Origin of the sequence: Nocardia gipuzkoensis (assembly GCF_021183645.1) — a bacterium.
Taxonomy (GTDB): domain Bacteria; phylum Actinomycetota; class Actinomycetes; order Mycobacteriales; family Mycobacteriaceae; genus Nocardia; species Nocardia abscessus.
The window spans coordinates 3,538,567-3,562,978 of record NZ_CP089225.1; the positions used below are offsets into that span (position 1 = coordinate 3,538,567).

At 68.5% G+C, this 24,412-nt stretch carries 22 protein-coding genes; 15 read left to right on the top strand and 7 right to left on the bottom strand.

What is annotated here, in order from left to right:
* Positions 1–821: 821 nt before the first annotated feature.
* Positions 822–2,063 (bottom strand): IS256 family transposase, encoded by a 1,242-nt coding sequence (locus LTT66_RS15920; RefSeq protein WP_233062422.1) that lies wholly within the window; start codon positions 2,061–2,063, stop codon positions 822–824.
* Positions 2,064–2,618: 555 nt separating this feature from the next.
* Between LTT66_RS15920 and LTT66_RS15925 the strand changes: the two genes are divergently transcribed.
* From LTT66_RS15925 to LTT66_RS15940, 4 genes are all read left to right on the top strand, one after another.
* Positions 2,619–2,831, top strand: coding sequence for a hypothetical protein (locus LTT66_RS15925; RefSeq protein ID WP_233068269.1), 213 nt, complete (start codon positions 2,619–2,621; stop codon positions 2,829–2,831).
* Complete coding sequence (locus LTT66_RS15930; RefSeq protein WP_233068271.1) at positions 2,812–3,345, top strand: DUF6879 family protein; 534 nt, start codon at positions 2,812–2,814, stop codon at positions 3,343–3,345. The genes LTT66_RS15925 and LTT66_RS15930 overlap by 20 nt, the downstream gene beginning before the upstream one ends.
* On the top strand, positions 3,342–4,199 hold the full coding sequence (locus LTT66_RS15935) for a helix-turn-helix domain-containing protein (RefSeq protein ID WP_233068273.1): 858 nt from the start codon (positions 3,342–3,344) through the stop codon (positions 4,197–4,199). Before LTT66_RS15930 ends, LTT66_RS15935 begins: the two co-directional genes overlap by 4 nt.
* Positions 4,200–4,338: 139 nt before the next feature.
* Positions 4,339–4,761 carry an HIT family protein gene (locus tag LTT66_RS15940; protein ID WP_233068275.1) on the top strand — a complete coding sequence of 141 codons (423 nt, stop codon included), beginning with the start codon at positions 4,339–4,341 and terminating at the stop codon, positions 4,759–4,761.
* Positions 4,762–5,026: 265 nt separating this feature from the next.
* Here LTT66_RS15940 and LTT66_RS15945 read toward each other — a convergent pair whose 3' ends face one another.
* Positions 5,027–6,115, bottom strand: a complete 1,089-nt coding sequence (locus tag LTT66_RS15945) for an alkene reductase (protein WP_233068284.1) — start codon at positions 6,113–6,115, stop codon at positions 5,027–5,029.
* Between the two features lie 46 nt (positions 6,116–6,161).
* Here LTT66_RS15945 and LTT66_RS15950 point away from each other — a divergent pair, with 46 nt between their 5' ends.
* The 3 genes from LTT66_RS15950 to LTT66_RS15960 all read left to right on the top strand — a co-directional run bounded on the left by LTT66_RS15950 (position 6,162) and on the right by LTT66_RS15960 (position 9,571).
* Positions 6,162–6,533, top strand: a complete 372-nt coding sequence (locus tag LTT66_RS15950; protein WP_233068286.1) for a MerR family transcriptional regulator — start codon at positions 6,162–6,164, stop codon at positions 6,531–6,533.
* A gap of 10 nt (positions 6,534–6,543) precedes the next feature.
* The gene (locus tag LTT66_RS15955; RefSeq protein WP_233068288.1) at positions 6,544–8,715 is read left to right on the top strand and encodes a S9 family peptidase; all 2,172 of its coding nucleotides are present in this window, start codon (positions 6,544–6,546) and stop codon (positions 8,713–8,715) included.
* 154 nt (positions 8,716–8,869) lie between these two features.
* Positions 8,870–9,571 (top strand): DUF2334 domain-containing protein, encoded by a 702-nt coding sequence (locus LTT66_RS15960; protein WP_195094771.1) that lies wholly within the window; start codon positions 8,870–8,872, stop codon positions 9,569–9,571.
* Positions 9,572–9,685: 114 nt separating this feature from the next.
* On the opposite strand, the gene LTT66_RS15965 is transcribed toward LTT66_RS15960, so the two are convergent.
* A complete protein-coding gene (locus LTT66_RS15965) occupies positions 9,686–11,083 on the bottom strand; it encodes a glutamate decarboxylase (protein ID WP_233068290.1) in 1,398 nt (465 codons plus the stop codon).
* A gap of 220 nt (positions 11,084–11,303) precedes the next feature.
* Here LTT66_RS15965 and LTT66_RS15970 point away from each other — a divergent pair, with 220 nt between their 5' ends.
* Positions 11,304–12,659, top strand: coding sequence for a dipeptidase (locus LTT66_RS15970; RefSeq protein WP_233068292.1), 1,356 nt, complete (start codon positions 11,304–11,306; stop codon positions 12,657–12,659).
* 2 nt (positions 12,660–12,661) lie between these two features.
* On the opposite strand, the gene LTT66_RS15975 is transcribed toward LTT66_RS15970, so the two are convergent.
* Positions 12,662–13,306: an MBL fold metallo-hydrolase gene (locus tag LTT66_RS15975; protein ID WP_195031903.1), complete on the bottom strand. Its 645-nt coding sequence runs from the start codon at positions 13,304–13,306 to the stop codon at positions 12,662–12,664.
* A 131-nt stretch (positions 13,307–13,437) separates the two neighbouring features.
* Between LTT66_RS15975 and purS the strand changes: the two genes are divergently transcribed.
* Together purS and purQ are read left to right on the top strand one after the other, a co-directional pair.
* The gene (gene purS, locus LTT66_RS15980; protein WP_181718933.1) at positions 13,438–13,674 is read left to right on the top strand and encodes a phosphoribosylformylglycinamidine synthase subunit PurS; all 237 of its coding nucleotides are present in this window, start codon (positions 13,438–13,440) and stop codon (positions 13,672–13,674) included.
* Entirely contained in the window at positions 13,671–14,348 is a 678-nt protein-coding gene (gene purQ, locus LTT66_RS15985; protein WP_043686488.1) for a phosphoribosylformylglycinamidine synthase subunit PurQ, read from the top strand. Before purS ends, purQ begins: the two co-directional genes overlap by 4 nt.
* 213 nt (positions 14,349–14,561) lie before the next feature.
* On the opposite strand, the gene LTT66_RS15990 is transcribed toward purQ, so the two are convergent.
* Positions 14,562–15,638, bottom strand: a complete 1,077-nt coding sequence (locus LTT66_RS15990; protein WP_233068294.1) for a substrate-binding domain-containing protein — start codon at positions 15,636–15,638, stop codon at positions 14,562–14,564.
* A 49-nt stretch (positions 15,639–15,687) separates the two neighbouring features.
* On the opposite strand from LTT66_RS15990, the gene LTT66_RS15995 reads away from it, so the two are divergent.
* Both LTT66_RS15995 and LTT66_RS16000 read left to right on the top strand, forming a co-directional pair.
* A complete protein-coding gene (locus LTT66_RS15995) occupies positions 15,688–16,119 on the top strand; it encodes a MarR family winged helix-turn-helix transcriptional regulator (RefSeq protein ID WP_233068296.1) in 432 nt (143 codons plus the stop codon).
* Positions 16,120–16,357: 238 nt separating this feature from the next.
* Positions 16,358–17,656 (top strand): M18 family aminopeptidase, encoded by a 1,299-nt coding sequence (locus LTT66_RS16000; RefSeq protein ID WP_181718930.1) that lies wholly within the window; start codon positions 16,358–16,360, stop codon positions 17,654–17,656.
* Here the strand turns inward: LTT66_RS16000 and LTT66_RS16005 are convergent.
* Positions 17,605–18,918: a glycosyltransferase 87 family protein gene (locus LTT66_RS16005; protein ID WP_233068299.1), complete on the bottom strand. Its 1,314-nt coding sequence runs from the start codon at positions 18,916–18,918 to the stop codon at positions 17,605–17,607. The genes LTT66_RS16000 and LTT66_RS16005 overlap by 52 nt on opposite strands.
* A 127-nt stretch (positions 18,919–19,045) precedes the next feature.
* Here LTT66_RS16005 and purL point away from each other — a divergent pair, with 127 nt between their 5' ends.
* Complete coding sequence (purL, locus tag LTT66_RS16010; protein WP_195066688.1) at positions 19,046–21,340, top strand: phosphoribosylformylglycinamidine synthase subunit PurL; 2,295 nt, start codon at positions 19,046–19,048, stop codon at positions 21,338–21,340.
* A 62-nt stretch (positions 21,341–21,402) separates the two neighbouring features.
* Here the strand turns inward: purL and LTT66_RS16015 are convergent, their stop codons facing one another.
* Positions 21,403–21,693, bottom strand: coding sequence for a YiaA/YiaB family inner membrane protein (locus LTT66_RS16015; RefSeq protein WP_181718928.1), 291 nt, complete (start codon positions 21,691–21,693; stop codon positions 21,403–21,405).
* Positions 21,694–21,884: 191 nt separating this feature from the next.
* Between LTT66_RS16015 and LTT66_RS16020 the strand changes: the two genes are divergently transcribed.
* Together LTT66_RS16020 and LTT66_RS16025 are read left to right on the top strand one after the other, a co-directional pair.
* Positions 21,885–23,618 (top strand): alpha/beta hydrolase, encoded by a 1,734-nt coding sequence (locus tag LTT66_RS16020; RefSeq protein WP_181718927.1) that lies wholly within the window; start codon positions 21,885–21,887, stop codon positions 23,616–23,618.
* A 32-nt stretch (positions 23,619–23,650) separates the two neighbouring features.
* On the top strand, positions 23,651–24,295 hold the full coding sequence (locus LTT66_RS16025) for a CPBP family intramembrane glutamic endopeptidase (RefSeq protein WP_233068301.1): 645 nt from the start codon (positions 23,651–23,653) through the stop codon (positions 24,293–24,295).
* Positions 24,296–24,412: the final 117 nt, after the last annotated feature.

Consider the following 24,412-nt stretch of genomic DNA (forward strand, 5'->3'; position numbering starts at 1 on the left):
GCCGAGGAGTACATCCGCCAGAGTCCGGGAACGCATGGCGCGGTAGCGGTGTAGGTCTGGCGTGACCATGGCACCAGACTGGTCTTCACATGCTGGCCGACGAACTCCCACGAGCCAGAGGAGTTCCGTCGTTGCAGGCTCAGGTAGTAGTTGTGCGTCAGCGCCGGGTCCCCACCATCGGTAGGCCGATCGCACTGTGCCCACCCATCGGCGTGTACCTCGGGCCGTACGATCGTCGGCTTGGAGAAGCTGAATCCGTTGTCGCAGAGGGTCTTCTTCGCCTTTGTGACCGATGGTCCGCCGGGACTGGCATTGACGACGTTGACACCTGTGAGGGTGAACGCGACCGCAGCGCTGAGGACGGCTACGAGTCTAAATACGCTGCTGTGCACTAGTTTCCCCTTTTCGCCTGAGCGTCTTCTCCGCTCAAAACTCCCGTGTTGTGTCCGGCTTCATGCGTCCGGCGCTGATCAGCGTTTGGCGCGCCGCTTCCTTGCGTGGGCACTCCGTGGCGCGGCAGCCGCGGCGCTGCTGCATGGTCGCGTGGGCTTCTACGGCGCTGAAGGGCCACTCGGGGGCTGCATGAGGCCAGCCCGTCGGCCCCCGTTGGCTGGCTCTCCACTCGGCTTGGACGCGATCGACGATGTCTTGGACGTTCCCCCGCTCCGATGGATCGACGTCGTCTTGCCACCAATTGAAACCCATTGCCGTATCAGTCCTCATGTCATTTATGGGTTGAGAGTCACCGGAGCCGGCAACCCGGCTGGTCAAGTCCAGGGGCGTGGTGTAGGAGGGGCGGTCACCGCTGATCCGGTTGGTGGTCAGGCGGTGAGGGCTGGGGTGGTGGTTTCCTCCTGTTCATTCGGGTTGGTGTCGGTGGTGGTGCGGGATCGGGTCAGGACGTCGAGGCCGAGGTAGCGGCGGCCTTCGATCCATTCGTCGTGTTGTTCGGCGAGCACGGCGCCGACGAGGCGGATGATCGCGGCGCGGTCGGGGAAGATGCCGACGACGTCGGTGCGGCGGCGGATCTCCTTGTTCAACCGTTCTTGGGGGTTGTTGGACCAGATCTGGCGCCAGATCTGTTTGGGGAAGCTGGTGAACGCGAGCAGGTCGGCGCGGGCGGTGTCGAGGTGGTCGGCGACTTTCGGCAGTTTCTCGGTCAACGCGTCGAGCATCCGGTCGTATTGGGCGGCAACTGATTCCGGGTCTGCTTGATCGAATACCGAGTGCAGCAGGGTCCGCACCCACGGCCACGACGTTTTCGGACACACCGACATCAGATTGACTGTGTAGTGGGTGCGGCAGCGCTGCCAGCTCGCGCCGGGCAGGGTGGCGCCGATCGCGGCTACCAGTCCGGCGTGTGCGTCGGAGGTGACCAGACGGACTCCGGTCAGGCCGCGGGCGACCAGGTCCCGGAAGAACGACAGCCAACCGGCTCCGTCCTCACCTGAGGTGACTTGGATACCGAGGATTTCGCGGTAGCCCTCGGCGTTGACGCCGGTCGCGATCAGGCAGTGCACGTTCACCACCCGCCCGTTCTCCCGGACTTTCAGCACCATGGCGTCGGCGGCGACGAAGGTGTATGGACCTTGATCCAGCGGACGGGTGCGGAACGCTTCGACCTGGGCGTCCAGGTCGCGGGCCATCATCGACACCTGCGACTTGGACAGGCTTGTGATCCCGAGGGATTCGACAAGCTTCTCCATCCGCCGGGTGGATACTCCGAGCAGATAGCAGGTGGCGACCACGCTGGTGAGTGCGCGTTCGGCGCGTTTGCGGCGCTCCAGCAGCCAGTCGGGGAAGTAGCTGCCCGATCGCAGTTTCGGGATCGCGACGTCGATCGTGCCGACCCGGGTGTCGAAATCACGATGCCGGTAGCCGTTGCGGGAGTTGACCCGCTCGGGCGAGCGTTCGCCGTAGCCGGCACCGCACACCGCGTCGGCTTCGGCGCTCATCAGCGACTGGATGAACGTCGAGAGCATGGTGCGCAGCAGGTCAGGGCTGGCGACGGCGAGTTGATCGGACAACAACTTCGACGGGTCGATAGGCTCGACAGAGGTCATCGCGTGAACTTCTCCTTCGTTGAGCTTGGCGGTTCAAGAAGGATCACGCGGTGACCGCCCACTATCCGGCTACGACACGCTCACGCGGTCGCTCCGAAATCGCTGGTACACCACTCTGCCGGACGCAACCACCCGGCTCCGGGACGATTCTGGGCCTCCACCCATTCACGGAGGGCTGCGAAGTATTCCGCCGACATTCCGGCGGGCAGCCGCGATGGTGTGACACTCGTCGCCGGGGGCTCGGTGAATTGATGAGGGCTCCGGCGCCGCCCCGACGGCGAGTGCTCGGATTCGAGATTAGGGAGTGACATCCGACAGGTCTACGAACTTGCGCAAACTTGCGCGCATTCGGCCAACAGGGTGCATGTGGCGCAAGAGTGGCGGATCATGAGTTATGTCGGTGCAAGCATGCACAAAAATATCGGGAGGGACTTGATCATGAACTTACGATTTCTCGGCAAAGGTGGCTCCGATAAGACAGGGTGCCCATCCTTGTACGCGACTGCCCAGGGAACTTACCTCGTCCAGGGATGGCGGACCGGGGAGCCTGAGATAGTGGAGATTCCGCACCTGTTGACCGGCTTCGCTGAGACGGACACGTTCATCGGCGCGACGATGATCGACACGGGCAGGGGGACGTTCAGGTTGACTGGTCGCCCCATCACCGACCATGAAACTCTGGCTCAGCTGGTGCTGGAGGACAACGAAACAGCCATCGAAGTGCCGAAGGCTGAAAGGAACTACTACGGTGGAACTTCGCTCGGATGATCGTTGGCTGGAGCTATTCGAGGGCGCCCAGCATTCAGCGTTTCACCTGGAAGTCCGGGATTCCTACGCCGAGCCGGAGGAGTCTGCACCGCTGCGGCGGTTCCTCGCAGGCGAACCTGAGCCGCCGGACGGCTACGACAAGAACGACTGGATCCAACTGATTGCAGCACTCGCCGATCGCGGGATCACGGTGAGCCGTATCCGGGTGGTAACCGAACCCCTTTCCGGCTATCAACGGTGGTTGCTGTCGGTGGCTGGAAGTAGCGTGCGTGCCGGCGAGGACATTCGTTATGTTCTCAGGCATCTCGCGGGGAAGGTGCCTCCCGATGACTGGTGGTTGTTCGATGACGAGCTGGTGGCGTTCAACCTCGTCGACGCCATCGGCAAGCCGGTCGGTGCAGCAGTGACCAACGATCCCGGCGTCGCGGCATATTGCCGGCTCGTCAGGCAAAGGCTCTGGGATCTGGCCATCCCGTACACCGAGTTCGCCGCTTCGGTCAGCATCCAGCGGTGACTGATTCTGTTCAAGACGCGAGGGAAGCTCTCGGCCAGAGGCTTCGGGAAATCCGGCGTGATGCCGGTATCAGCGGCCGAGAGCTTGCCTCCCGCGAGGGCTGGCACGAGTCGAAGGTTTCCCGCATCGAGCACGGGAGGAACACGCCTTCGAGCGACGATATCCGTGCCTACTGCAACCACTGCCGGGCGCACGAACAGCTGCCCGACCTGCTTGCCACGCTGCACAATATCGACGCCGCATATCTCGAGTACCGTCGGCTACTCAGCGCAGGGGTCAAGCGCGGACAGCAGTTGTATGCCAAGCTCGAAGCGGAAGCGAAGCTGATTCGCACTTACGATCCGCAGATCATTCCCGGCCTGCTGCAAACCGCCGAGTATGCCGAGGCCAAGCTGCGCAGCGTCATCGAGTTCTACCACCTGCCGAACGACATCGACGCAGGCGTGTCCAAACGTATCGAGCGGCAACAAGTCCTGTACCGCAGGGATCACCGATTTCACTTCGTCATCAGTGAGCGGTCCCTCTACACAACCGTTGGTGATGACGATGTGATGCGCGGCCAACTCGATCGATTGCACTCGATTATCGGCATGCCGCGAGTCACGTTCGGGATCGTGCCGCTGACAGCCGAGGCCAAGGTGGTCCTGGAGAATTTCACCATGTTCGACAACCGGATGGTCAAAGTCGAAGGGCACACGGCCGAGCTGACCATCACGCAGCCACGGGAAGTCGCGCTGTATGGGCGCGCATTCGACGTCTTGTCCCATCAGTCCGTGACCGGCAAGCAGGCGCGCTATCTGATCACTTCAGCCCTTGAACGACGCACGGGAGCTGCCCGACCGGGTCGAGCATGAAAGAGCACCCGCGGCAGCGGGCGGTGGTGAAGCCGCACGCCTTGGCCTCGACCGGTGTCGATGCGGCTGCCGCTGGCCGGCACTTGTGAGGACGACAACACGCGCGGCGCCGCGCTGGGGACCGCATAGGCTGCGGCTTATGAATCCCTACACGATTTTCGCCGATATCGTTGCTGGGCGGGCGCCGTCGAGCAAGGTCTACGAGGACGACGATGTCGTGGCGTTCATGGACATCAGGCCGATGACGCCGGGGCATCTGCTGGTGGTGCCGAAGGTGGCGGCACGCAGTCTCGCCGAGCTGGATCCCGTCATCGGGGGGAAGTTGTTCCAAGTGGGGCAGCGGCTCGCGGCGGCGTTGCGGACCAGTGAGGTGGGGTGTGACGGGGTCAATTTCTTTCTGGCGGACGGGGTGACGGCCGGGCAAGAGGTCTTCCACGTGCATCTGCACGTCATCCCGCGTACTCCGGGCGACGGGTTCGGGCTGCGCGGCCGTCCGACCAGTCCGCGGCGAGAGGATCTGGACTATCTCGCTGGATCAATCCGGGGTGCGCTGAAGGATTGAGCCCGTATCGCTGTGTTCCGCACCGTATTCGCGCGGGCGAGCGGCAGGTCTGCCAGCCGCGGCGTGCCCGGCTCGCGACACAGCAACTTGCGAATAGCGGCGGCGAACCGCCGGGCCGGGGAGACGAGCACCCGGCCCGGGGACGATCGACATGTCCTGGGCGCGCCTCAGCGCGGCGACGAGACCGCGCCGATCCGGGCCACGCGCACGTCGTCACCCACGGAGACGGCGGTGACGGTGCGGGAGATCGCCGAGCGGCGACTGCCTAGTCGCGCACCAAATCGGCCGCCGTCCAGTTCGGGTAGTCGCTGTAGCCCTCGGCGGTGCGGCCGTACAGCAGCTCTTCGCGGAGGGGCGCCAGCGGCAGGTCGTGGCGGATGCGGTGCACGAGATCGGGATTGGCGATGAACGACCTGCCGAACGAGACCAGGTCGGCCAGCCCCGCTTGCAGCACCTGTTCCGCGCCCGCCGCCGTGGTCGGTTCGCGGTTCTCGCCGATGTTCGCGATCAGCGTGCCGTGCCAGCGCGGTCGCAGGTCGTGCAGCGCCGGGTAGTGGTCGTTGTCGGTGAGGTGCAGGTAGGCCAGGCCGCGCCGGTCGAGTTCGGTGACGAGTGCGCGGTAGAGCGGGGCCGGATCGGCCTCGGACATGTTGAACTGCGGGTTGCCCGGCGAGAGCCGGATGGCGGTGCGGTGGGCGCCGATCGCCTCGGTCACCGCGTCCACCACCGTCAGGGGCAGCCGCATGCGGTTGACGATCGAACCGCCGTACTCGTCGTCGCGCAGGTTGGTGTTGTCGGCGAGGAACTGGTGCGGGAGATAGCTGTTGGCGGCGTGGATCTCGACTCCGGCGAAGCCGGCGGCCACGGCGTTGCGCGCGGCGGCGGCGTAATGCCGCACGGCGGCGGCGATACCGGCGTGGTCGAGCGCGGCGGGCGTGATCGGATCGGCCTTGCCGCCTGCGATGAGATGCACCGGGTCCTCGTCCAGCACCGCCGACGGTCCGGCGGGCCACGACCCGTCGATCCGCGCGAGCGGGTGGCCCTTGCGCCCGCCGTGCATGAGCTGCGCGAAGATCCGTCCGCCCCGCGCGTGCACGGCCTCGGTGACCCGGCGCCAGGCCGCGACGTGCGCGGGCGTCTGCAATCCGGGCACCCACGCTTCGCTCTGGCCGGTCGAATGCGGCCAGATGCCCTCGGTGACGATGAGCCCGGCCGTCGCGCGCTGGGCGTAGTAGTCGGCGACATCGCTGGTCGGCGAACCGTCGGGCAGCGAGCGCAACCGGGTCATCGGCGACATGACGATCCGGTTGGGCAGGTCGAGCGGGTGGTTGCGGTATTCGGTCAACAGCAGCATGGCTGTACCGTAAAACCTGACATCGATGTTAGGTCAAGGAGCGAGTGTGCGGATCGGTGAACTGGCCGAGCGAACCGGCGTGAGCGTCCGGTCGCTGCGGTACTACGAGGCAAGGGGACTGCTGGCCGCGCAGCGGACCTCCGGCGGCCAGCGGGAGTACCCGGAGGCGGCGGTCGACCGGGTCAGGCGCATCCAGGAGATGTTCGCCGCGGGCCTGCACAGCGACACGATCGGTGAACTGCTGCCGTGCGTCCACGACGTCGACGGCACCCCCAACGCCCGCGCGACGCCGTTCCTGGTGGAAAAGCTCACCGAGGAGCGCGCCAGGATCGATCAGGCGATGCGCGATCTGCGCCGGACCAGTGACGTGCTCGACGGCATCATCCGAGCTGCGGGCGGCTCGGCCACCGAACAGTAGGGTGTACGCCATGGCTCTCGACAGCTCAACGATCTCCGGACCCGGTAGCGGCGCGGTGGCGCCGCCGGTCGCCAAGACGGTGCCCAGCGAGCGGGTACACCACGGCGACGTCTTCGTCGACGAGTACGAGTGGCTGCGGGAGAAGGAGAACCCCGACGTCATCGCCTACCTGGAGGCGGAGAACGCCTATACCGAGGCGCAGACCGAGCACCTCGCCACGTTGCGCGAGACGATCTTCGACGAGATCAAGGCGCGCACCCAGGAGACCGACCTCTCGGTGCCCACCCGGCTCGGCGACTACTGGTACTACTCGCGCAGCTTCGAGGGCAAGCAGTACGGCGTGCACTGCCGGTGCCCGATCGCCGCGGGCGCCGAGGGCATCGACGCCTGGACCCCGCCGCAGCTCGACGCCGAGACCGAGGTTCCGGGCGAGGAAGTGCTGCTGGACAGCAACGAGCTGGCCGAGGGCCACGATTTCTTCGCGCTCGGCGCGTTCTCGATCAGCCATGACGGCACCCTGCTCGCCTACTCGGTGGACAACGTCGGCGACGAGCGGTACGTGCTGCGCTTCAAGGACCTGCGCACCGGGGAACTGCTCGGCGACGAGATCGCGGGCACCGCTCCTGGCGCGACCTGGTCGCTGGACGGCAGCCACGTCTTCTATCAGACCGTCGACGAGTCCTGGCGGCCCGACACGGTGTGGCGGCACCGGCTCGGCGGCACCGATCCCGACGTCAAGGTGTTCCACGAGCCGGACGAGCGCTATTGGGTGAGCATCGGCGCAACCCGCTCGGAGAAATACCTGATGATCTGGGTCGGTTCCAAGATCACCAGCGAGGGCTGGGTCCTGGAATCCGACGATCCCGAGGGCGAGTTCCGCGTCCTGCTGCCCCGCCGCGAGGGCGTCGAGTACTCCGCCGAGCACGCGGTGATCGGCGGCTCCGACCGATTCCTGATCCTGCACAACGACGTGGTGGACGGCGTCAAGGCGGAGAACTTCGTGCTCGCCGAAGCGCCGGTCGACGATCCGTCGAACTTGACGCAGCTGATCGGGCATCGCGACGACGTGCGGCTCGAGGACATCGACGCGTTCCGCGACCACCTGGTGCTCAGCTACCGGCGCGAGGCGCTCACCCGGATCGCGGTATGGCCGCTGACCGAGTCGGGCTACGGCGAGCGGCGCGAACTCGACTTCGATCTGGAACTCTTCGCCGTCGGCGTCGGCTCCAATCCGGAGTGGGCCCAGCCGACCTTGCGCATCGGGCTGACCTCGTTCATCACGCCGATGCAGGTGTTCGACTACGTCCCGGCCACCGGTGAGCTGCTGTTGCGCAAGGAACAGCCCGTGCTCGGCGGCTACGACGCCCACGACTACGAACAGCAGCGGGACTGGGCGGTCGCCGAGGACGGCACCCGGATTCCGATCTCGCTGGTGCGGAAGAAGACGACGGCCGCCGACGGGCCGAAGCCGTTGCTGCTCTACGGCTACGGCTCCTACGAGGCGAGCATCGACCCGTCCTTCTCGGTCGCCCGCCTGTCGCTGCTGGACCGCGGCATGGTCTTCGCGGTCGCGCATGTGCGCGGCGGCGGTGAGATGGGCAGGCTCTGGTACGAACACGGCAAGACGCTCACCAAGAAGAACACCTTCACCGACTTTGTGGCCGCCGCCCGGCATCTGATCGCCACCGGGGCCACCGCCGCGGACCGGATGATCGCCGACGGTGGCAGTGCGGGCGGCTTGCTGGTCGGCGCGGTGGCGAACCTGGCTCCCGAGCTGTTCGCGGGCATCCTGGCCAACGTGCCGTTCGTCGATCCGCTCACCTCGATCCTGGACCCGTCGCTCCCGCTGACCGTCATCGAGTGGGACGAGTGGGGCAATCCGCTGGCGGACAAGGACGTCTACGAGTACATGAAGTCCTACTCGCCGTATGAGAACGTCGCGGCCAAGGACTACCCGGCGATCCTGGCCATCACCAGCCTGAACGACACTCGCGTGCTGTATGTCGAGCCCGCGAAGTGGATCGCCAAGCTGCGCGCTACCGCGACCGGCGACGCGCCGCTGCTGCTGAAGACCGAGATGAGCGCGGGTCACGGCGGGGTCAGCGGACGCTACGAGAAGTGGCGGGAAGTGGCCTTCGAGCACGCTTGGGTGCTCGACACGCTCGGTCTCGCCGGCGCGTAGGGCATCGGGATCGCTACCGGTCGAACCGGTGGTTTGCCGATAGCGGCGGCGCGCCGCGGGCGGGGCGAGGGCTCGACACAGGCGTGACGGAGTGTTCGCCACCTGGTCACGCGGCCTGCATGTCGAGGACATGTGCGGCTGGCACCGTAGGTTCATGAACGCTGAGCTGATCGTCTCGATTTCCGGGATCAAGGACACCACCCGGGACACGGCGATGGAGTTCGCCGAACAGATGGATCGGCGCGGCGTGCCGCTCTCGCTGCTGGTCGCGCCGCGGCTGAAGGGCAAGTACCGGTTGCTCGACGACCCGGCGACGCAGGCCTGGCTGCGCGGGCGGCGGGCTCGCGGCGACGCGATCGTGCTGCACGGCTACGACCAGGCGGCCACCAAGCGGCGGCGCGCCGAGTTCGCCGCGCTGCCCAGGCACGAGGCCAAGCTGCGGTTGACCGCGGCGGACCGGGTGCTGGAGCAGGTCGACCTGCGCACCCGGCTGTTCGCCGCCCCGCGCTGGGACGCCTCGGCGGGCGCGCTCGCAGCGCTGCCCGAGGTCGGTTTCCGGTTGGCGCTCGGTCTCACCTCGATGGTCGACCTGGAGCGCAATGTGGCGCAGAAGTCCAGGGTGTACGGCATCGGCGAAGGATTTCGCGCGGAGCCGTGGTGGTGCCGGGCCCTGGTCATGGGCGCCGCGCGCACGGCCCGTCGCGGCGGGGTGCTGCGGCTGGCCGTGTCCGCCGCCCAGCTGGCGCGTTCCGGCCCGAGGCAGGCCATGCTCGACGCCGTCGACCTCGCGCAGTACCACGGGGCGGCAGGCACGACCTACCGGTGGGAGCCCTTCCCTGTCGTTCGAGCCGCATGACTGACGCCGCGGCGCACGGTGTGTCGGCACCGTCGCCCGCGGCCGGTCGGGACCGCTTTCGCGCGACCGATCGGCGCCGCCGCCCGCGAATGGCGTAGCCGGGCGGCGGCGCTGTCACGACCGGGACGTGGCGATCGTCGTCTGCGGCACGGCAGGTGACGCGGTGTGGGTGAAGCCGCCCGCCTCCTCGCGCGTGAGCGAGGTGGCGAACGGTCGCAGCCGCAGCTGGCGCATGCAGCGGGCGAGATCGGCGAGCAGCAGGTCGGCCATGTCGACGGTGAAGCCGTGGCGCAGTACCGTGCGCATGACCGTCTCGTCGCCCCGGTCAGCGGGCAGCGGATATGCCGCGATCAGCCACCCTCGGGAGCGCAGCCGGTCGGACAGGTCATAGAGGTTCCAGCCGGGATCCCCGGTCAGCCGCCAGCACACCGCCGTGATGCCCCGCTGTGGGTCGCCGTCGTGGATCAGCTCGAAGACTTCGAGCCCGCGCACTCCCGCGGCCAGATGCTGGGCCACCCGATAGATCGCGGACTGCACCCTCGCGTAGCCGGCGCGCCCCAACCGGATGAATTCGTAGTACTGGGTGATCGCCTGCCCGCCGGGCCGGGAGAAATTCAGATTGAAGGTGGCCATGCTGCCGCCGAGGTAGTCCACGTCGAAGATCAACTCCTCGGGCAGGTCGGCGGCGTCGCGCCAGATCGCCCAGCCCGCGCCGAGCGGCGCCAGCCCGGTCTTGTGACCCGAGGCGTTGATCGACTTCACCCGGGGGAGGCGGAAGTCCCAGACCAGGTCCGGTGCGGTGAAGGGGGCGAGGAAACCGCCGCTCGCCGCGTCGACGTGGATGGGGATGTCCCAGCCCTTCTCGCGCTGCAACGCGTCCAGCGCCGCGCTGACGCCTGCGACGTCTTCGAACAGTCCGGTGTAGGTCTGGCCGAACGTGGGGACGACCATCATGGTGTTCGCGTCGCAATGCTGCGCGAGATCGTCGGGGTGCATGGTGAGCCGGTCGCCGCGCAGCGGGATCTGCCGGATCTCCACATCGAAGTAGCGTGCGAATTTCTCCCAGCAGACCTGCACGGGACCGCAGACGAAATTGGGCGTGCCGGTGCCGCCGCGCTTGCGCCAGCGGAACTTTGCCGCGAGGCCGCCGAGCATGGCCGCCTCGCTGGACCCGATGGTCGAGGTGCCGTGCGTGGTGGCCGGGTCCGGCGCGTGCCACAGGTCGGCGACCATCCGGACGGCGCGGCGCTCCAATTCGGCCGTCTGCGGGTACTCGTCCTTGTCGACGATGTTCTTGTCCAGGCATTCGGACATCAGCCTGCGTGCTTGATCGTCCACCCACGTGGTGCAGAAGGTGGCCAGGTTCATCCTGGACACGCCGTCGAGCATCAGCTCGTCGTGCACGATCTCGTAAGCGACCTGGGGAAACATCTCGTGCGCCGGAAAACCGCCCCGCGGCGCGGACCGGCTGAGTCCCGGCAGGGCGAACAGGTCATCGGCTCCTTCGGACATGACAACGGCCTCCCGGTTCGACTGGTGTGCGGGTGTGCGGGTGTGCCCGGAGAGAATGCCAGAGGTTTGCCCAACACTCTCGATTGCCAGCTTGGCACACCCTTCCTGTCGCTGGACGCACTTCGCGCATACCTCGGATTCCGCGCTGCGGGCAGTGCGGGCGCGAAGACCCGACCGGCGGTGGGAACTTCGCTCGCGGCGCGGGCGATAGGGTGAGGGAATGGCGGAGGATGTGCGGGTGGCGGAAGTGCGCGGTGCCGTGGCGGGGCTGATGGACCAAGCGAAAAGAGATCTGGCGCAGCTTGTTTCGTTTCGTTCGGTGGCCGATCCACGGCAGTATCCGATCGAGGAGTGCGATATGGCGGCGCAGTGGGTGGCCGACGCGTTCGTCGCCGCCGGACTGACCGCGGTCGGTCTGCACGAAACGCCGGACGGCACCAAGGCCGTCGTCGCGTCGCGGCCCGCGCCCGATGGCGCGCCGACGGTGTTGCTCTACTGTCACTACGACGTCCAGCCGCCGATGGACGAGGCGGCATGGCGCACCCCGCCATGGGAGCTGACGGAGCGGGACGGGCGCTGGTACGGACGCGGCAGCGCGGACTGCAAGGGCAACATCGCCATGCACCTGACGGCTCTGCGGGCGCTGGGTCCGGACTTGCCGCTGGGCGTCACCGTCGTCGCGGAGGGCTCCGAGGAGCAGAGCACCGGGGGACTCGAGCAGTTCGTCGAAGCCAACCCGGACCTGCTGCGTGCGGACGCGATCGTGATCGGCGACTGCGGCAACTTCGCCGCGGGTGTGCCGACCCTCACGCAGACGTTGCGCGGCGGGGTGAACGTGCTGGTCACCGTCGAAACCCTCGCGAGCCCACTGCATTCCGGGATGTTCGGCGGCCCGGCCCCCGACGCGCTCGCCGCGCTGATCCGGCTGCTGGCCTCGCTGCGCGACGAGCGCGGCAACACCACGATCGACGGGCTGCCCAACGATCAGGTGTGGACCGGTGTGCAGTATCCGAGTGAGCAGTTCCACGCCGACGCGCGCGTCCTGCGCGGCGTCGACCTCATCGGTGACGGCACCGTCGCCGACCTGCTCTGGGCGCGTCCGGCGCTGACGGTGCTCGGCATCGACGCGCCTCCCGTGGTCGGGTCGGCCGCCGCGATCCCGCCGATCGCGCGGGCCCGCCTCAACCTGCGCATCCCGCCGGGCACCGACCCGCAGCAGGCGCATCGGGCGCTCGTCGCGCACTTGGAGGCGCACACGCCGTGGCATGCCACGCTGACCGTCGAACTGGAAGGCACCGGCGCGCCCTTCCGATCCCCGACCGGCGGACCGGCGCGCGCCGCGATGGAGGCGGCCCTGGCCGCGTCCTACGGCCGCCCGGCGACCACCCAGGGACAGGGTGGCTCGATCCCGCTGTGCAACGTCTTCGCGACGACCTACCCGGAGGCGGAGATCATGTTGCTCGGGGTCGAGGAACCGAAATCACTCATCCACGCGCCCAACGAGAGCGTCGATCCGAAAGAGATCGAGCACATGGCGTTGGCCGAGGCGCTTTTCCTCGCGACCTATACCGGGTAGCCCTACAGTTCGGTGGCGTCCTCCGGCTCGAGCACCCGGAATTCGGTTCCGGCGGGGGCCATCTCGCTGAGGCGTCCGAAATAGATGCCCTGCGCTTCGCGCTGGATGATGCCGAAATGGATCGGCAGCGCGACCCGCGGGGCGACCGCGCGCAGGTAGTCGACCGCCTCGCTGATCCGCATCCAAGGGGCCGCGGCCGGGGTGGCCAGCACGCCGACCGGGACCGGCGGCACCCACAGCGAGTCACCGGGGTGGACCAGCTGAGCCGGGTCGTCCGGGGTGCCCAGCTGGAAGACGGTGTTGTCGATCACGGGGATCTCCGGGTGGATGACGGCGTGCCTGCCCCCGCCGCCGACGATCTGGAGACCGCCGAGGGTGAGTACGTTGCCCGCGCGCACCGCCTCCCACGGCTCGCCGCGCTGCTGCGCGGTCTGTGGATCCGACAGCAACCGTGCGCCGGGATTCGCGTCGATGAGCGCCTCGATCCGGTTCGGGTCGATGTGGTCGGGATGCTGATGGGTGACCGCGATCGCGTCCAGGCCGGTGAGGCCCTCGAAGCCGTGCGAGAAGGTGCCCGGGTCGAACAGGATCTTCTTGCCGTGCAACTCGACGAGGAGGCAGGAGTGACCGAAGTGGGCTATGCGCATGCCGCCATGCTATCCACGCCCGGTGTGTTCTCCGCGACAACGCCGATGTCTTGGCCGACCCCGCGGATGCCGTGTCCGACCAGCACAACTACGCTGCTGAGGTAACCCCACAACCACATGAGGAGCAACGCGTGGCACGAGTCGTGGTCGAGGTGATGCCGAAGGCCGAGATCCTGGATCCGCAGGGGCAGGCCATCGTCGGCGCGCTTCCGCGTCTGGGATTCGAGGGCGTCGCGGACGTGCGGCAGGGCAAGCGATTCGAACTCGACGTCGATGACAGCGTCGACGACGCCGCACTCGAGCGGATCGCCGAATCGCTGCTGTGCAACACGGTGATCGAAGAGTGGAAGGTGGTTCGCGTCTCATGACCGCGCGGATCGGGGTCATCACGTTTCCCGGCACGCTCGACGACGTCGACGCGGCCAGGGCGGTGCGCTTGGCCGGCGCGGAGGCGGTCACGCTTTGGCACGCCGACGCCGATCTGAAGAGCGTCGACGCGGTGATCGTGCCCGGCGGCTTCTCCTACGGCGACTACCTGCGTGCCGGGGCCATCGCCCGGTTCGCCCCGGTGATGGGCGAGGTCGTGCGCGCGGCGGGCGCCGGACTGCCGGTGCTGGGTATCTGCAACGGCTTCCAAGTGCTGTGCGAGGCCGGATTGCTGCCCGGTGCGCTGACCCGCAACGAGGGACTGCACTTCATCTGCCGGGACGAGTGGCTCACCGTGGATTCGGTGTCGACGGCGTGGACCTCCCGCTTCGAGCCGGGCGCTCAGATCCTCATCCCGCTCAAGTCCGGTGAGGGGCGCTACCAGGCGTCGGAGGCCGTGCTGGACGAACTGGAGGGCGAGGGCCGGGTGGTCTTCCGCTACGCGAGCGGCAACCCGAACGGCTCGCAGCGCCGTATCGCGGGCATCGCCTCGGCCAACGGTCGCGTCGTCGGCTTGATGCCGCACCCCGAACACGCCACCGAGCCGCTGACCGGCCCCAGCGACGACGGGCTCGGCCTGTTCCTCTCGGTGCTGGACACGCTGGTAGGGGTGTAGAGCTGTATTGAATTTCCAGCGCCGGGCCGCGAACGGCGCATGCTCGGTCTCGCTTCGCTCGAAACCTGGAGTTGAGGTCGGCCGGGTACGTTGGTAGTCGAGTCAGGACATAGTGCACGCGGTTTGTAATGGCTCGGCCGCGAATTGACCGGTATCAATGGTTCTTCGTGGTGCGGGTTTGCTCGAACGCGAGTTGGCCGCGGGGGCGTCGGTTCAGCTGATGCGGTCGATGATGTCGAAGTCGACGCCCTGCGCGCGGGCGAGGTAGCCGTGCTGGATCGCCTGGTTGCCCCGGAATCCCCGGTTGCCGGAAGGCGTTTCGAGGATCAGGCCGTGATCGAGGGCGTGGAGGATCTCGGGCACGCCCAGTGAGCCGACCGTCCGTGCGAGCGCGCCCAGCGTGTGGACGGCTTCGTAGGTGGCGTTGCTGAAGCTGGTCATGGCGGGGGCGAACGCGCCGTACCGCGCGCGGTAGCGGGTCAGGCGGTCGCGTCCGTCGGCGGTGCGGCCGTCGAGGAAGAAGCTGGACGCCACGAAGAAGTCGTGGTTGGCCTCCGGGCCCGCCGCCAGCAGCACGTTCTCGTCGGCGGCCGGACTGACCCGCAGCTGGCTCGCCGCGCGGCCGGTGGCCGCGTACTGCCGGTTGAAGCGGGCGACGTCGGCGCCGACCATCAGGATCACCACTCCATCGGCCAGGTCGAGCGCCGGATGGCTGAGGAAGCCGGAGAAATCCGCGCATCCCAGCGGGACGAACTGTTCCAGCACGATCGCGGCCGGATCGGGCAGGCTCGCGCGAATCGCCTTGGCGGACTGGCGCGGCCAGATGTAGTCGTTGCCGATGACAGCCCAGCGCCGCACGCCGTACTCGCGTTCGAGCCAGTGCACGGCGGGCACGGTCTGCCCGGCCGGATGCTCGCCGAGCATCAGCACGCCGGGCAGTTCGTCGGTCAGGCCCTCGTGGCTGGTGGCGTACAGGTAGGGCACCCGGCCGGCGCAGGCGCGCGCCACGGCACGGCGGACCGCGGAGGTGTGCCACCCGGTGATGGCGTGCACCATGCCGGTGGACAGCAGCGCGGAGACTTCGGCGGCGACTTCGCGCGGCGGCCGTCCGCCGTCGATATTCGTGGTACGAATTTCCCGCCCCAGAATTCCGGTACCGCGGTTGATTTCATCGACCGCGAGCGTTATCGCCGCATCGCAGGACGGCGCGACGATACCGCCCGGACCCTGCCGCGGAACTATGTTGAGGACCTCGATCGTGCCGTCGGGGCTCTCGATCGACGTCGACATTCGGTACTCTTCTTCTCGTTCGAGTGAAATTCACGGCAGGCGGGAAATAATGACGTCCATTGTAAGCGGAAATTCGACGCTGCATGGCGCGCTGCGTGCCGCGGAGCGTGGTTGGGTGCGGCACTTGGACGCGGCACTGTGTGCCAGGCAACTCTCGCCGGATCAGTGGTCGATGCTGTCGAATCTGTGTGGCGACGCGGGGATCACGATGACCGAGCTGGCGGCCAGGTCGCAGCTGGCGCCGTCCTCGGCCACCAGGCACGCCGACTATCTGGCCGAGCGCGGCCTGATCTTCCGGCTCGCCGCGCAGGACGATCGGCGCCGCATCCTGATCGGTCTCAGCAGGCTCGGGACGGACCTGGTCGCCGAGGTGCGCGCGGAGGAGGCGCGCGCCGAGCAGGAGTTGCGCGGGCGCATCGGAGCGCGCCGATATACCGAACTCATGCGATTGCTCGACCTGGTTTCCATTGCCTCGGAGTAAATACTCCGAAGTACCGGACATTCATCCGATGAATGTCGTGAACGACCGTTTCGTGATCGGTCGGCAACCATTCTCGGCGTTATGTCCCGACGCGAATCGTCGGGCGCCGCGGAGGGATCTCGGCGGGTGGATTCCCGGCGATCACGGTATCGGCCACACCGTCTCGACCGATATTCGCCTCGCGTGGCTGCCCGGCCGTGACAGGGCGGTCGCGTCCGGCGTGCCTAGGATCGCAGGCATGCCCGTTTCCACCACCGCAGCCACGGCCGCCGGGTTGTGCGCGTTCATCGATGCGTCTCCGTCACCGTTCCACGTCTGCCGCACGGTCGCCGCGGAACTGGACGCGCGCGGATTCACCCGGCTCGCCGAGCCGGAGCCCTGGCCCGCGGACGGCGCGGGCAGGCACTATGTGATCCGCGGAGGATCGCTGGTCGCCTGGGCCACCGGAGAGACCGCGAGCGCGACTCCGTTCCGCGTCGTCGGAGCGCACACCGACAGCCCCAACCTGCGGGTGAAGCAGCACCCGGACCTGACGTCGGCGGGCTGGCAGTTGGTCGGCTTGGAGCCATACGGCGGCGCGTGGCTGAACTCCTGGCTGGACCGAGAGCTCGGCATCTCCGGGCGCCTGAGCGTGCGCGACGGAAACGCGGTGCGCGAGCGCGTGGTTCGCATCGACGAGCCGATCCTGCGGGTGCCGCAGTTGGCCATCCACCTGTCCGAGGACCGCAGGGGCGTCACCCTGGATCCGCAGCGGCACGTCAACGCGGTCTGGGGTGTGGGATACGAGGCGGCCGGGTTCGTCGATTTCGTGGCCGATCGGGTCGAGGTCGATCCCGGCGACGTGCTCGGCTGGGAGCTGATGACCCACGACCTGACGCCGAGCAGACTGATCGGGCGTGACCAGGATCTGGTCAGCGCGCCGCGCCTGGACAACCAGGGAACCTGCTACGCGGGCCTGCAGGCGTTCCTCGCCGCGCTCGACGAGCCCGGCGCGGCCACCCCGGTGCTGGCCATGTTCGACCACGAGGAGGTCGGCAGTCAGTCCGATCGTGGCGCGCAGTCGGATCTGCTGCCCGCGGTGCTGGAACGCATCGTGCTCGCGCGCGGCGGCGGCCGGGCCGATTACCTTGCCGCGCTGGCCGGTTCGGTGTGCGCGTCGGGAGACATGGCGCACGCCACGCACCCGAACTATCCGGAGCGGCACGAGCCCGCGCACCGGATCGAGGTCAACGGCGGGCCGGTGCTGAAGGTCAACCAGAATCTGCGCTACGCGACCGACGCCACCGGCGCGGGCGCGTTCGCGCTGGCCTGCGCGCAGGCCGGAGTCCCGTTGCAGCGCTACGTGCATCGCGCCGACCTGCCCTGCGGCTCCACGATCGGGCCGATGACCGCGGCGCGGACCGGCATGCCGACCGTCGACGTGGGCGCGCCGCAGCTGGCGATGCATTCGGCGCGCGAGTTGATGGGCGCGCTCGACGTCCCGGCCTACGCGGCGGCGCTGGCCGCCTTCCTCACACCCGAGACCACCGGGCGGTAGGTGACCACCGCCACGACGAACACGGCGAGAGTGACCAGCACGTAACTGCTCCCGATGATCTGCTGCCACCAGGCCCAGTCCAGCTCGCGGTCGCGCGAGTGCGGCAGCAGCCAGTGCGGGCCGATCAGGAACAGCACGCAGCCCGCCGCGACCGCGCCGATCACGCGCGGGCTGCGCGCGCCACGCACCATCACCTCGGCGGTGACCACCAGCACGGGCGCGATCCACACCCAGTGATGTGACCAGGACACCGGCGAGACCAGCAGCACCGCCGCGGCGTTCACCAGCAGCGCCGCCACGGTGGCGCCCGCGTCGATCAGCCTGCGCATCCACACCGCGGCCAGCGCCACGGCCAGCGCCGACAGCGTGATCCACAGCAGGGTCGCCACCGTGTCGTCGACGCCCAAGCGGAATGCCATGCCCTTGATGGACTGGTTGCCCGCGAAGTATGGAGGTCCGATCCGGCCGGTGTCGGCCAGCGTGTGAAACCAGTAGTCCACGGAATCGGCGGGGAACAGCAGGAATCCGAGCCCCACCGCCGCGATCGCGGACACCACCAGCGTGCCCGCGGCCTTCCAGTCCTTGCGCAGCACGAAGTACAGCAGGTACCCGGCCGGGATCAGCTTCACCGACACGGCGATGCCGATCAGCATGCCGCGCGGCCAGAACGGCTTGCGCACCAGGCAGTCCAGGGTGACCGCGGCCATCAGCACCAGGTTGATCTGGCCGAAACCGAACGTCTGGCGGATCGGCTCGAGGAATTGCGCCACCGCGACAGCGCCGATGACCAGGGTGAGCACGGCAGGGCGGGACAGCTCGGGACGCAGGCGCGCCAGCACCAGCCACAGCGAGATGCCCAGGCTCGCCACGGAGGTGGCGACCACCAGCACCTCGGCGAGCAGTAGCGGCATCAGGGCCAGAGGCGCGAAGAACAACGCGGCCAACGGCGGATAGGTGAACGGCAGCCCGATGCCCTCGACCGGTGGCATCGGACCGTACAGATCGCCGCCGTCCAGCCACACTCGGGCGCCGTTGCGATAGACCTGCAGATCGATGTAGCCGTGCCACCAGTGCGCCAGCAGCGAAACGAGTGCCGACACCGCGAACAACGCGATCGCAGCAATCAGCCAGCGCACTTGCGGCGCCCACGAGTTCGGCGACGCGAGGCCGGGCGCGGTTCCCGGGTCCCCGATCCGGGTCGACGCGGTGTCCGTGGTGATCGATCTCCCACCCGGATTCGCGGCTCCCGATCCTTCGTTCACCGGCTCAGAGTAGCCGGTGCGTGAGCCCCGTACCCACTGCCTCTAGACTTACACCAGGCTTCTCGCCGCCACCCAGTGACAACGCTCGTCGCTTCACAATGCCCGGCCGAAAGGACCCTGGTACTCCGTGACTCCGCAGGTCGACACCGTCAGCGCAGCCGCAGCAAACCCCGACGTGCCGCAGCCCTATAAAGAACTCGGACTCAAAGACGACGAGTACGCCCGCATCAAGGAGATCCTCGGGCGCAGGCCGACCGACGCCGAGCTGGCGATGTACTCGGTGATGTGGAGCGAGCACTGCTCCTACAAGTCCTCGAAGGTGCACCTGCGCTACTTCGGCCAGACCACCACCGACGAGATGCGCAAGTCCATGCTGGCAGGCATCGGCGAGAACGCGGGCGTCGTCGACGTCGGCGACGGCTGGGCGGTCACCTTCAAGGTCGAAAGCCACAACCATCCCTCCTACGTCGAGCCGTACCAGGGTGCGGCCACCGGTGTCGGCGGCATCGTGCGCGACATCATGGCGATGGGCGCGCGCCCCATCGCGGTGATGGACCAGTTGCGCTTCGGCGCGGCCGACGCGGCCGACACCCGCCGCGTGGTGGACGGCGTCGTGCGCGGCGTCGGCGGGTACGGCAACTCGCTCGGCCTGCCGAACGTCGGCGGCGAGACCGTGTTCGACGCCTCCTACCAGGGCAACCCGCTGGTGAACGCGCTGTGCGCCGGTGTGATGCGGGTCGAGGACCTGCATCTGGCCTTCGCCTCCGGCGCCGGGAACAAGATCGTGCTGTTCGGCGCGCGCACCGGCCTGGACGGCATCGGCGGCGTCTCGGTGCTGGCCTCGGACACCTTCTCCGGTGACGAGTCCGGCGCGGGCCGCAAGAAGCTGCCCTCGGTGCAGGTCGGTGACCCGTTCACCGAGAAGGTGCTCATCGAGTGCTGTCTCGAGCTGTACGCGGCGAAGCTGGTGGTGGGCATCCAGGATCTCGGCGGCGCCGGATTGTCCTGCGCCACTTCCGAACTCGCGGCGGCCGGCGACGGCGGCATGCACATCGAGCTGGACAAGGTGCCGCTGCGCGCGGCCAACATGACGCCCGCCGAGGTGCTCTCCAGCGAGTCGCAGGAGCGCATGTGCGCGGTGGTCACCCCCGAGAACGTGGACGCGTTCATGGCCGTGTGCCGCAGGTGGGACGTGCTGGCCACGGTGATCGGCGAGGTCACCGACGGTGACCGGCTGGTGGTCACCTGGCACGGCGACACCGTGGTGGACGTGCCGCCGCGCACCGTCGCGCACGAGGGCCCGGTGTACGAGCGCCCGGTCGCGCGCCCCGACGAGCAGGACGCGCTGATCGCGGACACGCCGGACCGGCTGGCCCGGCCGAAGACCGCGGACGAACTGCGCGCCACCCTGCTGCAGATGATCTCCAGCCCGCAGCTGTGCAGCCGCAAGTGGATCACCGAGCAGTACGACCGCTACGTGCGCGGCAACACCGTGCTCGCCGACCAGGCCGACGCTGGCGTCATCCGGATCGATGAGGCGACCGGCCGGGGCATCGCGCTGGCCACCGACGCGTCCGGCCGCTACACCAAGCTGGACCCCTACGCGGGTGCGCAACTGGCGCTGGCCGAGGCCTTCCGCAACGTGGCCACCACCGGCGCGACGCCGAAGGCGGTCACCAACTGCCTGAACTTCGGTTCGCCGGAGGACCCCGGCGTGATGTGGCAGTTCCAGCAGGCGGTGCGCGGACTGGCGGACGGCTGCGTGGCGCTGGGCATCCCGGTCACCGGCGGCAACGTCAGCTTCTACAACCAGACCGGCCAGACCGCGATCCTGCCCACCCCGGTGGTCGGCGTGCTCGGCGTGATCGACGACGTGCACCGCCGCATCCCGACCGGGATCGGGCTGGAACCGGGCGAGACGCTGATCCTGCTCGGCGAGACCCGCGACGAGTTCGGCGGTTCGATCTGGTCCCAGGTGGCGCACGACCATCTCGGCGGCGTCCCGCCGAAGGTCGACTTCGCCCGCGAGCAGTTGCTCGCCGAGGTGCTGACCGCCGGTTCGCGCGACGGCATGATCAGCGCCGCGCACGACCTCTCCGAAGGCGGTCTCGCGCAGGCCGTCGTCGAAGCCGCGCTCGCCGGTGAGACCGGTTGCCGCATCCTGCTTCCCGAGGACGCCGACCCGTTCGTCACGCTGTTCTCCGAGTCGGCGGGCCGGGTGCTGGTCGCCGTTCCGCGCTCGGAGGAGACCAGGTTCACCCGCATGTGCACCGCCCGCGAACTGCCGTGGGTGCGCATCGGCGTGGTCGACCAGGGCTCGGATTCGGTCGAGGTGCAGGGCCAGTTCTCGATCCCGATGGACGAGTTGCGTGCCGCGCACGAGGGCACGCTGCCGAGGTTGTTCGGCGCCGGCGCCGTCTGAGACGAACGCTCACCTGGGCGGGCCTGGACCCCTCGTTGCCGGGCCCGCCCAGGTGAGCGCGATCAGGCGACGGAATGGAACGGATCGTGCTCGGCGAGCAACTTGTCCATCCGCGCCTGGTCGATGCGACCGTGGATGGTCGCCGCCTCGTGCTGGTCGCGAACCACTTTCGCCAGCGTGAACGTGCTCGTGACCAGGAAGAGCACGGACATCCCGAGGAACCCGCGCTGCCAGATGTCCAGCGGCAGTGCGCAGATCCCGATGCCCACTCCGACGAAGCTGATGCCGAAGGCGATCGCGGCCTGCGCGACGTAAGCGCCGCTGGCCTTCGGGCGCGTGGTCGATGTGCTCATGGACAAGAAGTTTCCGGGCGGCGCGGCCCGAGCACCCCGGTACAACTACTCGAGCGGAATGCGTAGTTGCCAATCGCGCCGGGCGTTCGATTGCCGGACCGCCGGCGTGGACGGTGTGATCCGCGTCGACCGCGCCCGCGTCCGGCCGGGCGACGCGCCGGATCGTCGGAGGCGACCGCCATACTGATCGAATGCTGAAGACCGCCGGAGCCATGCGGCGGCTGCGCACGCGCGCGGTCGCGGCGGTCCGGCGCGCCGAGGACGTCATCGACCTCAACTATGTCGGCCTGGTGGTCGCGACCGTGTTCTTCGCCCTGTCGGTGACGCCGTCACTGCTGCCGCGCGACTGGCTGTTCCAGGGGTTGATCAGCGGGATCAACGCCGCGCTCGGGTACGGCGTGGGCTGCCTGCTGGAGTGGCTGTTCCGGCTCTGGGTGCGGCCGCGGCTGAAGATCGCCTCCCCGCCCACGTGGGTGCGTTACGCGGTCAAGTCCGCCCTGCTGTTCACGGCCGCGCTGAGCGCCGCGCTGATGCTGGTGCAGTCGGCGCGCTGGCAGCGGGAGATCACGGCGTTGATGGGCATGGAGGGCACCACCACGCCCGCCTATCTGCGCACCGGTCTGCTCAGCCTGGCGGTCGGCGCCGCGGCGGTCGCGGTGTACCGGACGGTGCGGGAGATCATCCTGTTCCTGGCCCGCCTGCTCAACCGGTGGGTGCGCGTGCCGCGCGAGCTGGCCCCGGCCGCCGGTTTCCTGGTGCTGGTGGTGCTGGCGGTGACGATCTTCAACGGCGTCGCCACGCGGGCGTTCTTCGCCGTGGCCAATTCGGCTTTCAGCGTGCGCAACGACCACACCTCGGTGAACGCGGTCCAGCCGCAGCAACCGGAGCGCTCCGGCAGCCCCACCTCGATGGCGAAATGGGAGACTCTCGGGTTCGAGGGCCGCTGGTTCGTCTCGCACGGTCCCACGGCGAGCCGGATCACCGCGGTCACCGGCCGCCCGGCCAAAGAGCCCATCCGGGCCTACGTCGGCTTGGAATCGGTCGAGGGCGACGAGGAACCGGCCGAGCTGGCGGTGTCCGAGCTGGAGCGCACCGGGGCATTCGACCGCAAGGCCATCGTCGTGGTCACCACCACCGGCACCGGATGGGTGAACACACTGGCCGCGAGTGCCATCGAGTACATGTACGACGGCGACACCGCGATCGTCGCCACGCAGTACTCCTACCTGCCGAGCGTGCTGTCGTTCCTGGCCGACCGCACCAAGGCCGCCGCGGCGGGCAAGGACCTGTTCGACGCGGTGCACGAGCATTGGGCCGCGCGCCCGCCGCAGGTGCGACCCAAGCTGCTGGTGTACGGGGAGAGCCTCGGCTCGCAGGGCTCCGAGGCGGCGTTCGACGGTCTCGCCGACCTGCGGGCGAAGGTCGACGGCGCGCTGTGGGTCGGTCCGCCCAACTCCAACCGGCTGTGGCAGCAGTTCGTCGCGCGCCGCGATCCGGGTTCGCGTGAGGTCGAGCCGCTGTACGCGGACGGGCTGGTGGTCCGGTTCGCCTCCGACAGCGCCGACCTGGCCCGGCCTTCGACGGAGTGGCGGTCCCCGCGCATCGCCTATCTGCAGCACGCGTCCGACCCGATCGTCTGGTGGTCGCCGGATCTGATCTTCTCGCAACCGGATTGGCTGTCCGAGTCGCGCGGCTCGGATGTCTCCTCCCAGATGCGCTGGTGGCCGTTCGTCACTTTCTGGCAGGTGGCCGCCGACCTGACCAACGCGCAAGCCGTCACCGACGGTCACGGGCACCGCTACGGCAGCCTGGTGCTGGACGGCTGGGCGGCCATCGCGGCGCCGCCGGACTGGACCGCGGAGCGTTCCGAACGGATCCGCTTCGAAGTGCAGACCGCGGAGGATTACGAGCGGACCACCAAGTGAGTCCAGGCAGCGCCGCGAGAACGATTGTGGCCGTGGCGCTTCCCTTGATCTGGAGCAATGCGGCGTTGCCCCGTCTCGCTCTCGGTGTGCGCGGGCGAACCGCCGCCAACGCCGGTTTCGCCACCGCGTACGCGCTCGCACTGCGCGACGAGCCGGTCCGATGCTCGGTGCGCGGCGTGTGCTACGGGCTGCGCGCTGCCTCGGTCGTCGCGGCCGGATACACGGTGGCCCTTGCCGTTCCGTCGACGCGGTGGCAGCTGGCCGAGCTCGCCGACCGCGGGCCCGAGGTGTCGACGGCGGAGTGGGTCGCGGTGCACATTCCCGTCGGCACCGTCTACAGCGAGGAACTCGTCTTCCGCGGCACGCTGGACCCGCTGCTGGACACCGTTTTCGGCACGCGAGCGGGGATATTGCTCGGCGCGGTGACCTTCGGCCTCTGGCATATCGCCCCCGCGCGGGCCGCCGGTGACAGTGTCCCCGCCACCGTCGCGGTGACCACGGCGGGCGGCCTGGTGTTCGGTTGGCTGCGCCGCCGCACCGGGGGTGTTGTCGCCTCCGCACTGCTGCACCTGGCCATGAACGCCGGTGGGGCGATCGCACCGCGCCTGGCCCGCCGCCTCGAGGCTTCCGTGCGCGCACCTCGGGGAGCGCGGTGTGCTGGGGACAGCTGTGCATAGTTCCACAGTCCGGCTTCCGGCAGCACTCTTCACGGCCTGAGAGTGACGGCCGACCACCGGCGGTGATCGACCTCTGCCCATGCGCCGTCGGCTTTCCTCGGCGCGGCTCGGTTCGCG

What these genes read in the sequence shown, in the direction of transcription:
- LTT66_RS15960 (WP_195094771.1), top strand. Translation starts at nt 8,870, where the DNA reads ATGAACGCTGAGCTGATCGTCTCGATTTCCGGGATCAAGGACACCACC.
- LTT66_RS16015 (WP_181718928.1), bottom strand. Translation starts at nt 21,693, where the DNA reads ATGAGCACATCGACCACGCGCCCGAAGGCCAGCGGCGCTTACGTCGCG.
- LTT66_RS15995 (WP_233068296.1), top strand. Translation starts at nt 15,688, where the DNA reads ATGACGTCCATTGTAAGCGGAAATTCGACGCTGCATGGCGCGCTGCGT.
- LTT66_RS16000 (WP_181718930.1), top strand. Translation starts at nt 16,358, where the DNA reads ATGCCCGTTTCCACCACCGCAGCCACGGCCGCCGGGTTGTGCGCGTTC.
- LTT66_RS15970 (WP_233068292.1), top strand. Translation starts at nt 11,304, where the DNA reads ATGGCGGAGGATGTGCGGGTGGCGGAAGTGCGCGGTGCCGTGGCGGGG.
- LTT66_RS15945 (WP_233068284.1), bottom strand. Translation starts at nt 6,115, where the DNA reads ATGCTGCTGTTGACCGAATACCGCAACCACCCGCTCGACCTGCCCAAC.
- LTT66_RS15990 (WP_233068294.1), bottom strand. Translation starts at nt 15,638, where the DNA reads ATGTCGACGTCGATCGAGAGCCCCGACGGCACGATCGAGGTCCTCAAC.
- LTT66_RS15940 (WP_233068275.1), top strand. Translation starts at nt 4,339, where the DNA reads ATGAATCCCTACACGATTTTCGCCGATATCGTTGCTGGGCGGGCGCCG.
- LTT66_RS16020 (WP_181718927.1), top strand. Translation starts at nt 21,885, where the DNA reads ATGCTGAAGACCGCCGGAGCCATGCGGCGGCTGCGCACGCGCGCGGTC.
- LTT66_RS15920 (WP_233062422.1), bottom strand. Translation starts at nt 2,063, where the DNA reads ATGACCTCTGTCGAGCCTATCGACCCGTCGAAGTTGTTGTCCGATCAA.
- purQ (WP_043686488.1), top strand. Translation starts at nt 13,671, where the DNA reads ATGACCGCGCGGATCGGGGTCATCACGTTTCCCGGCACGCTCGACGAC.
- LTT66_RS15955 (WP_233068288.1), top strand. Translation starts at nt 6,544, where the DNA reads ATGGCTCTCGACAGCTCAACGATCTCCGGACCCGGTAGCGGCGCGGTG.
- LTT66_RS15965 (WP_233068290.1), bottom strand. Translation starts at nt 11,083, where the DNA reads ATGTCCGAAGGAGCCGATGACCTGTTCGCCCTGCCGGGACTCAGCCGG.
- LTT66_RS15975 (WP_195031903.1), bottom strand. Translation starts at nt 13,306, where the DNA reads ATGCGCATAGCCCACTTCGGTCACTCCTGCCTCCTCGTCGAGTTGCAC.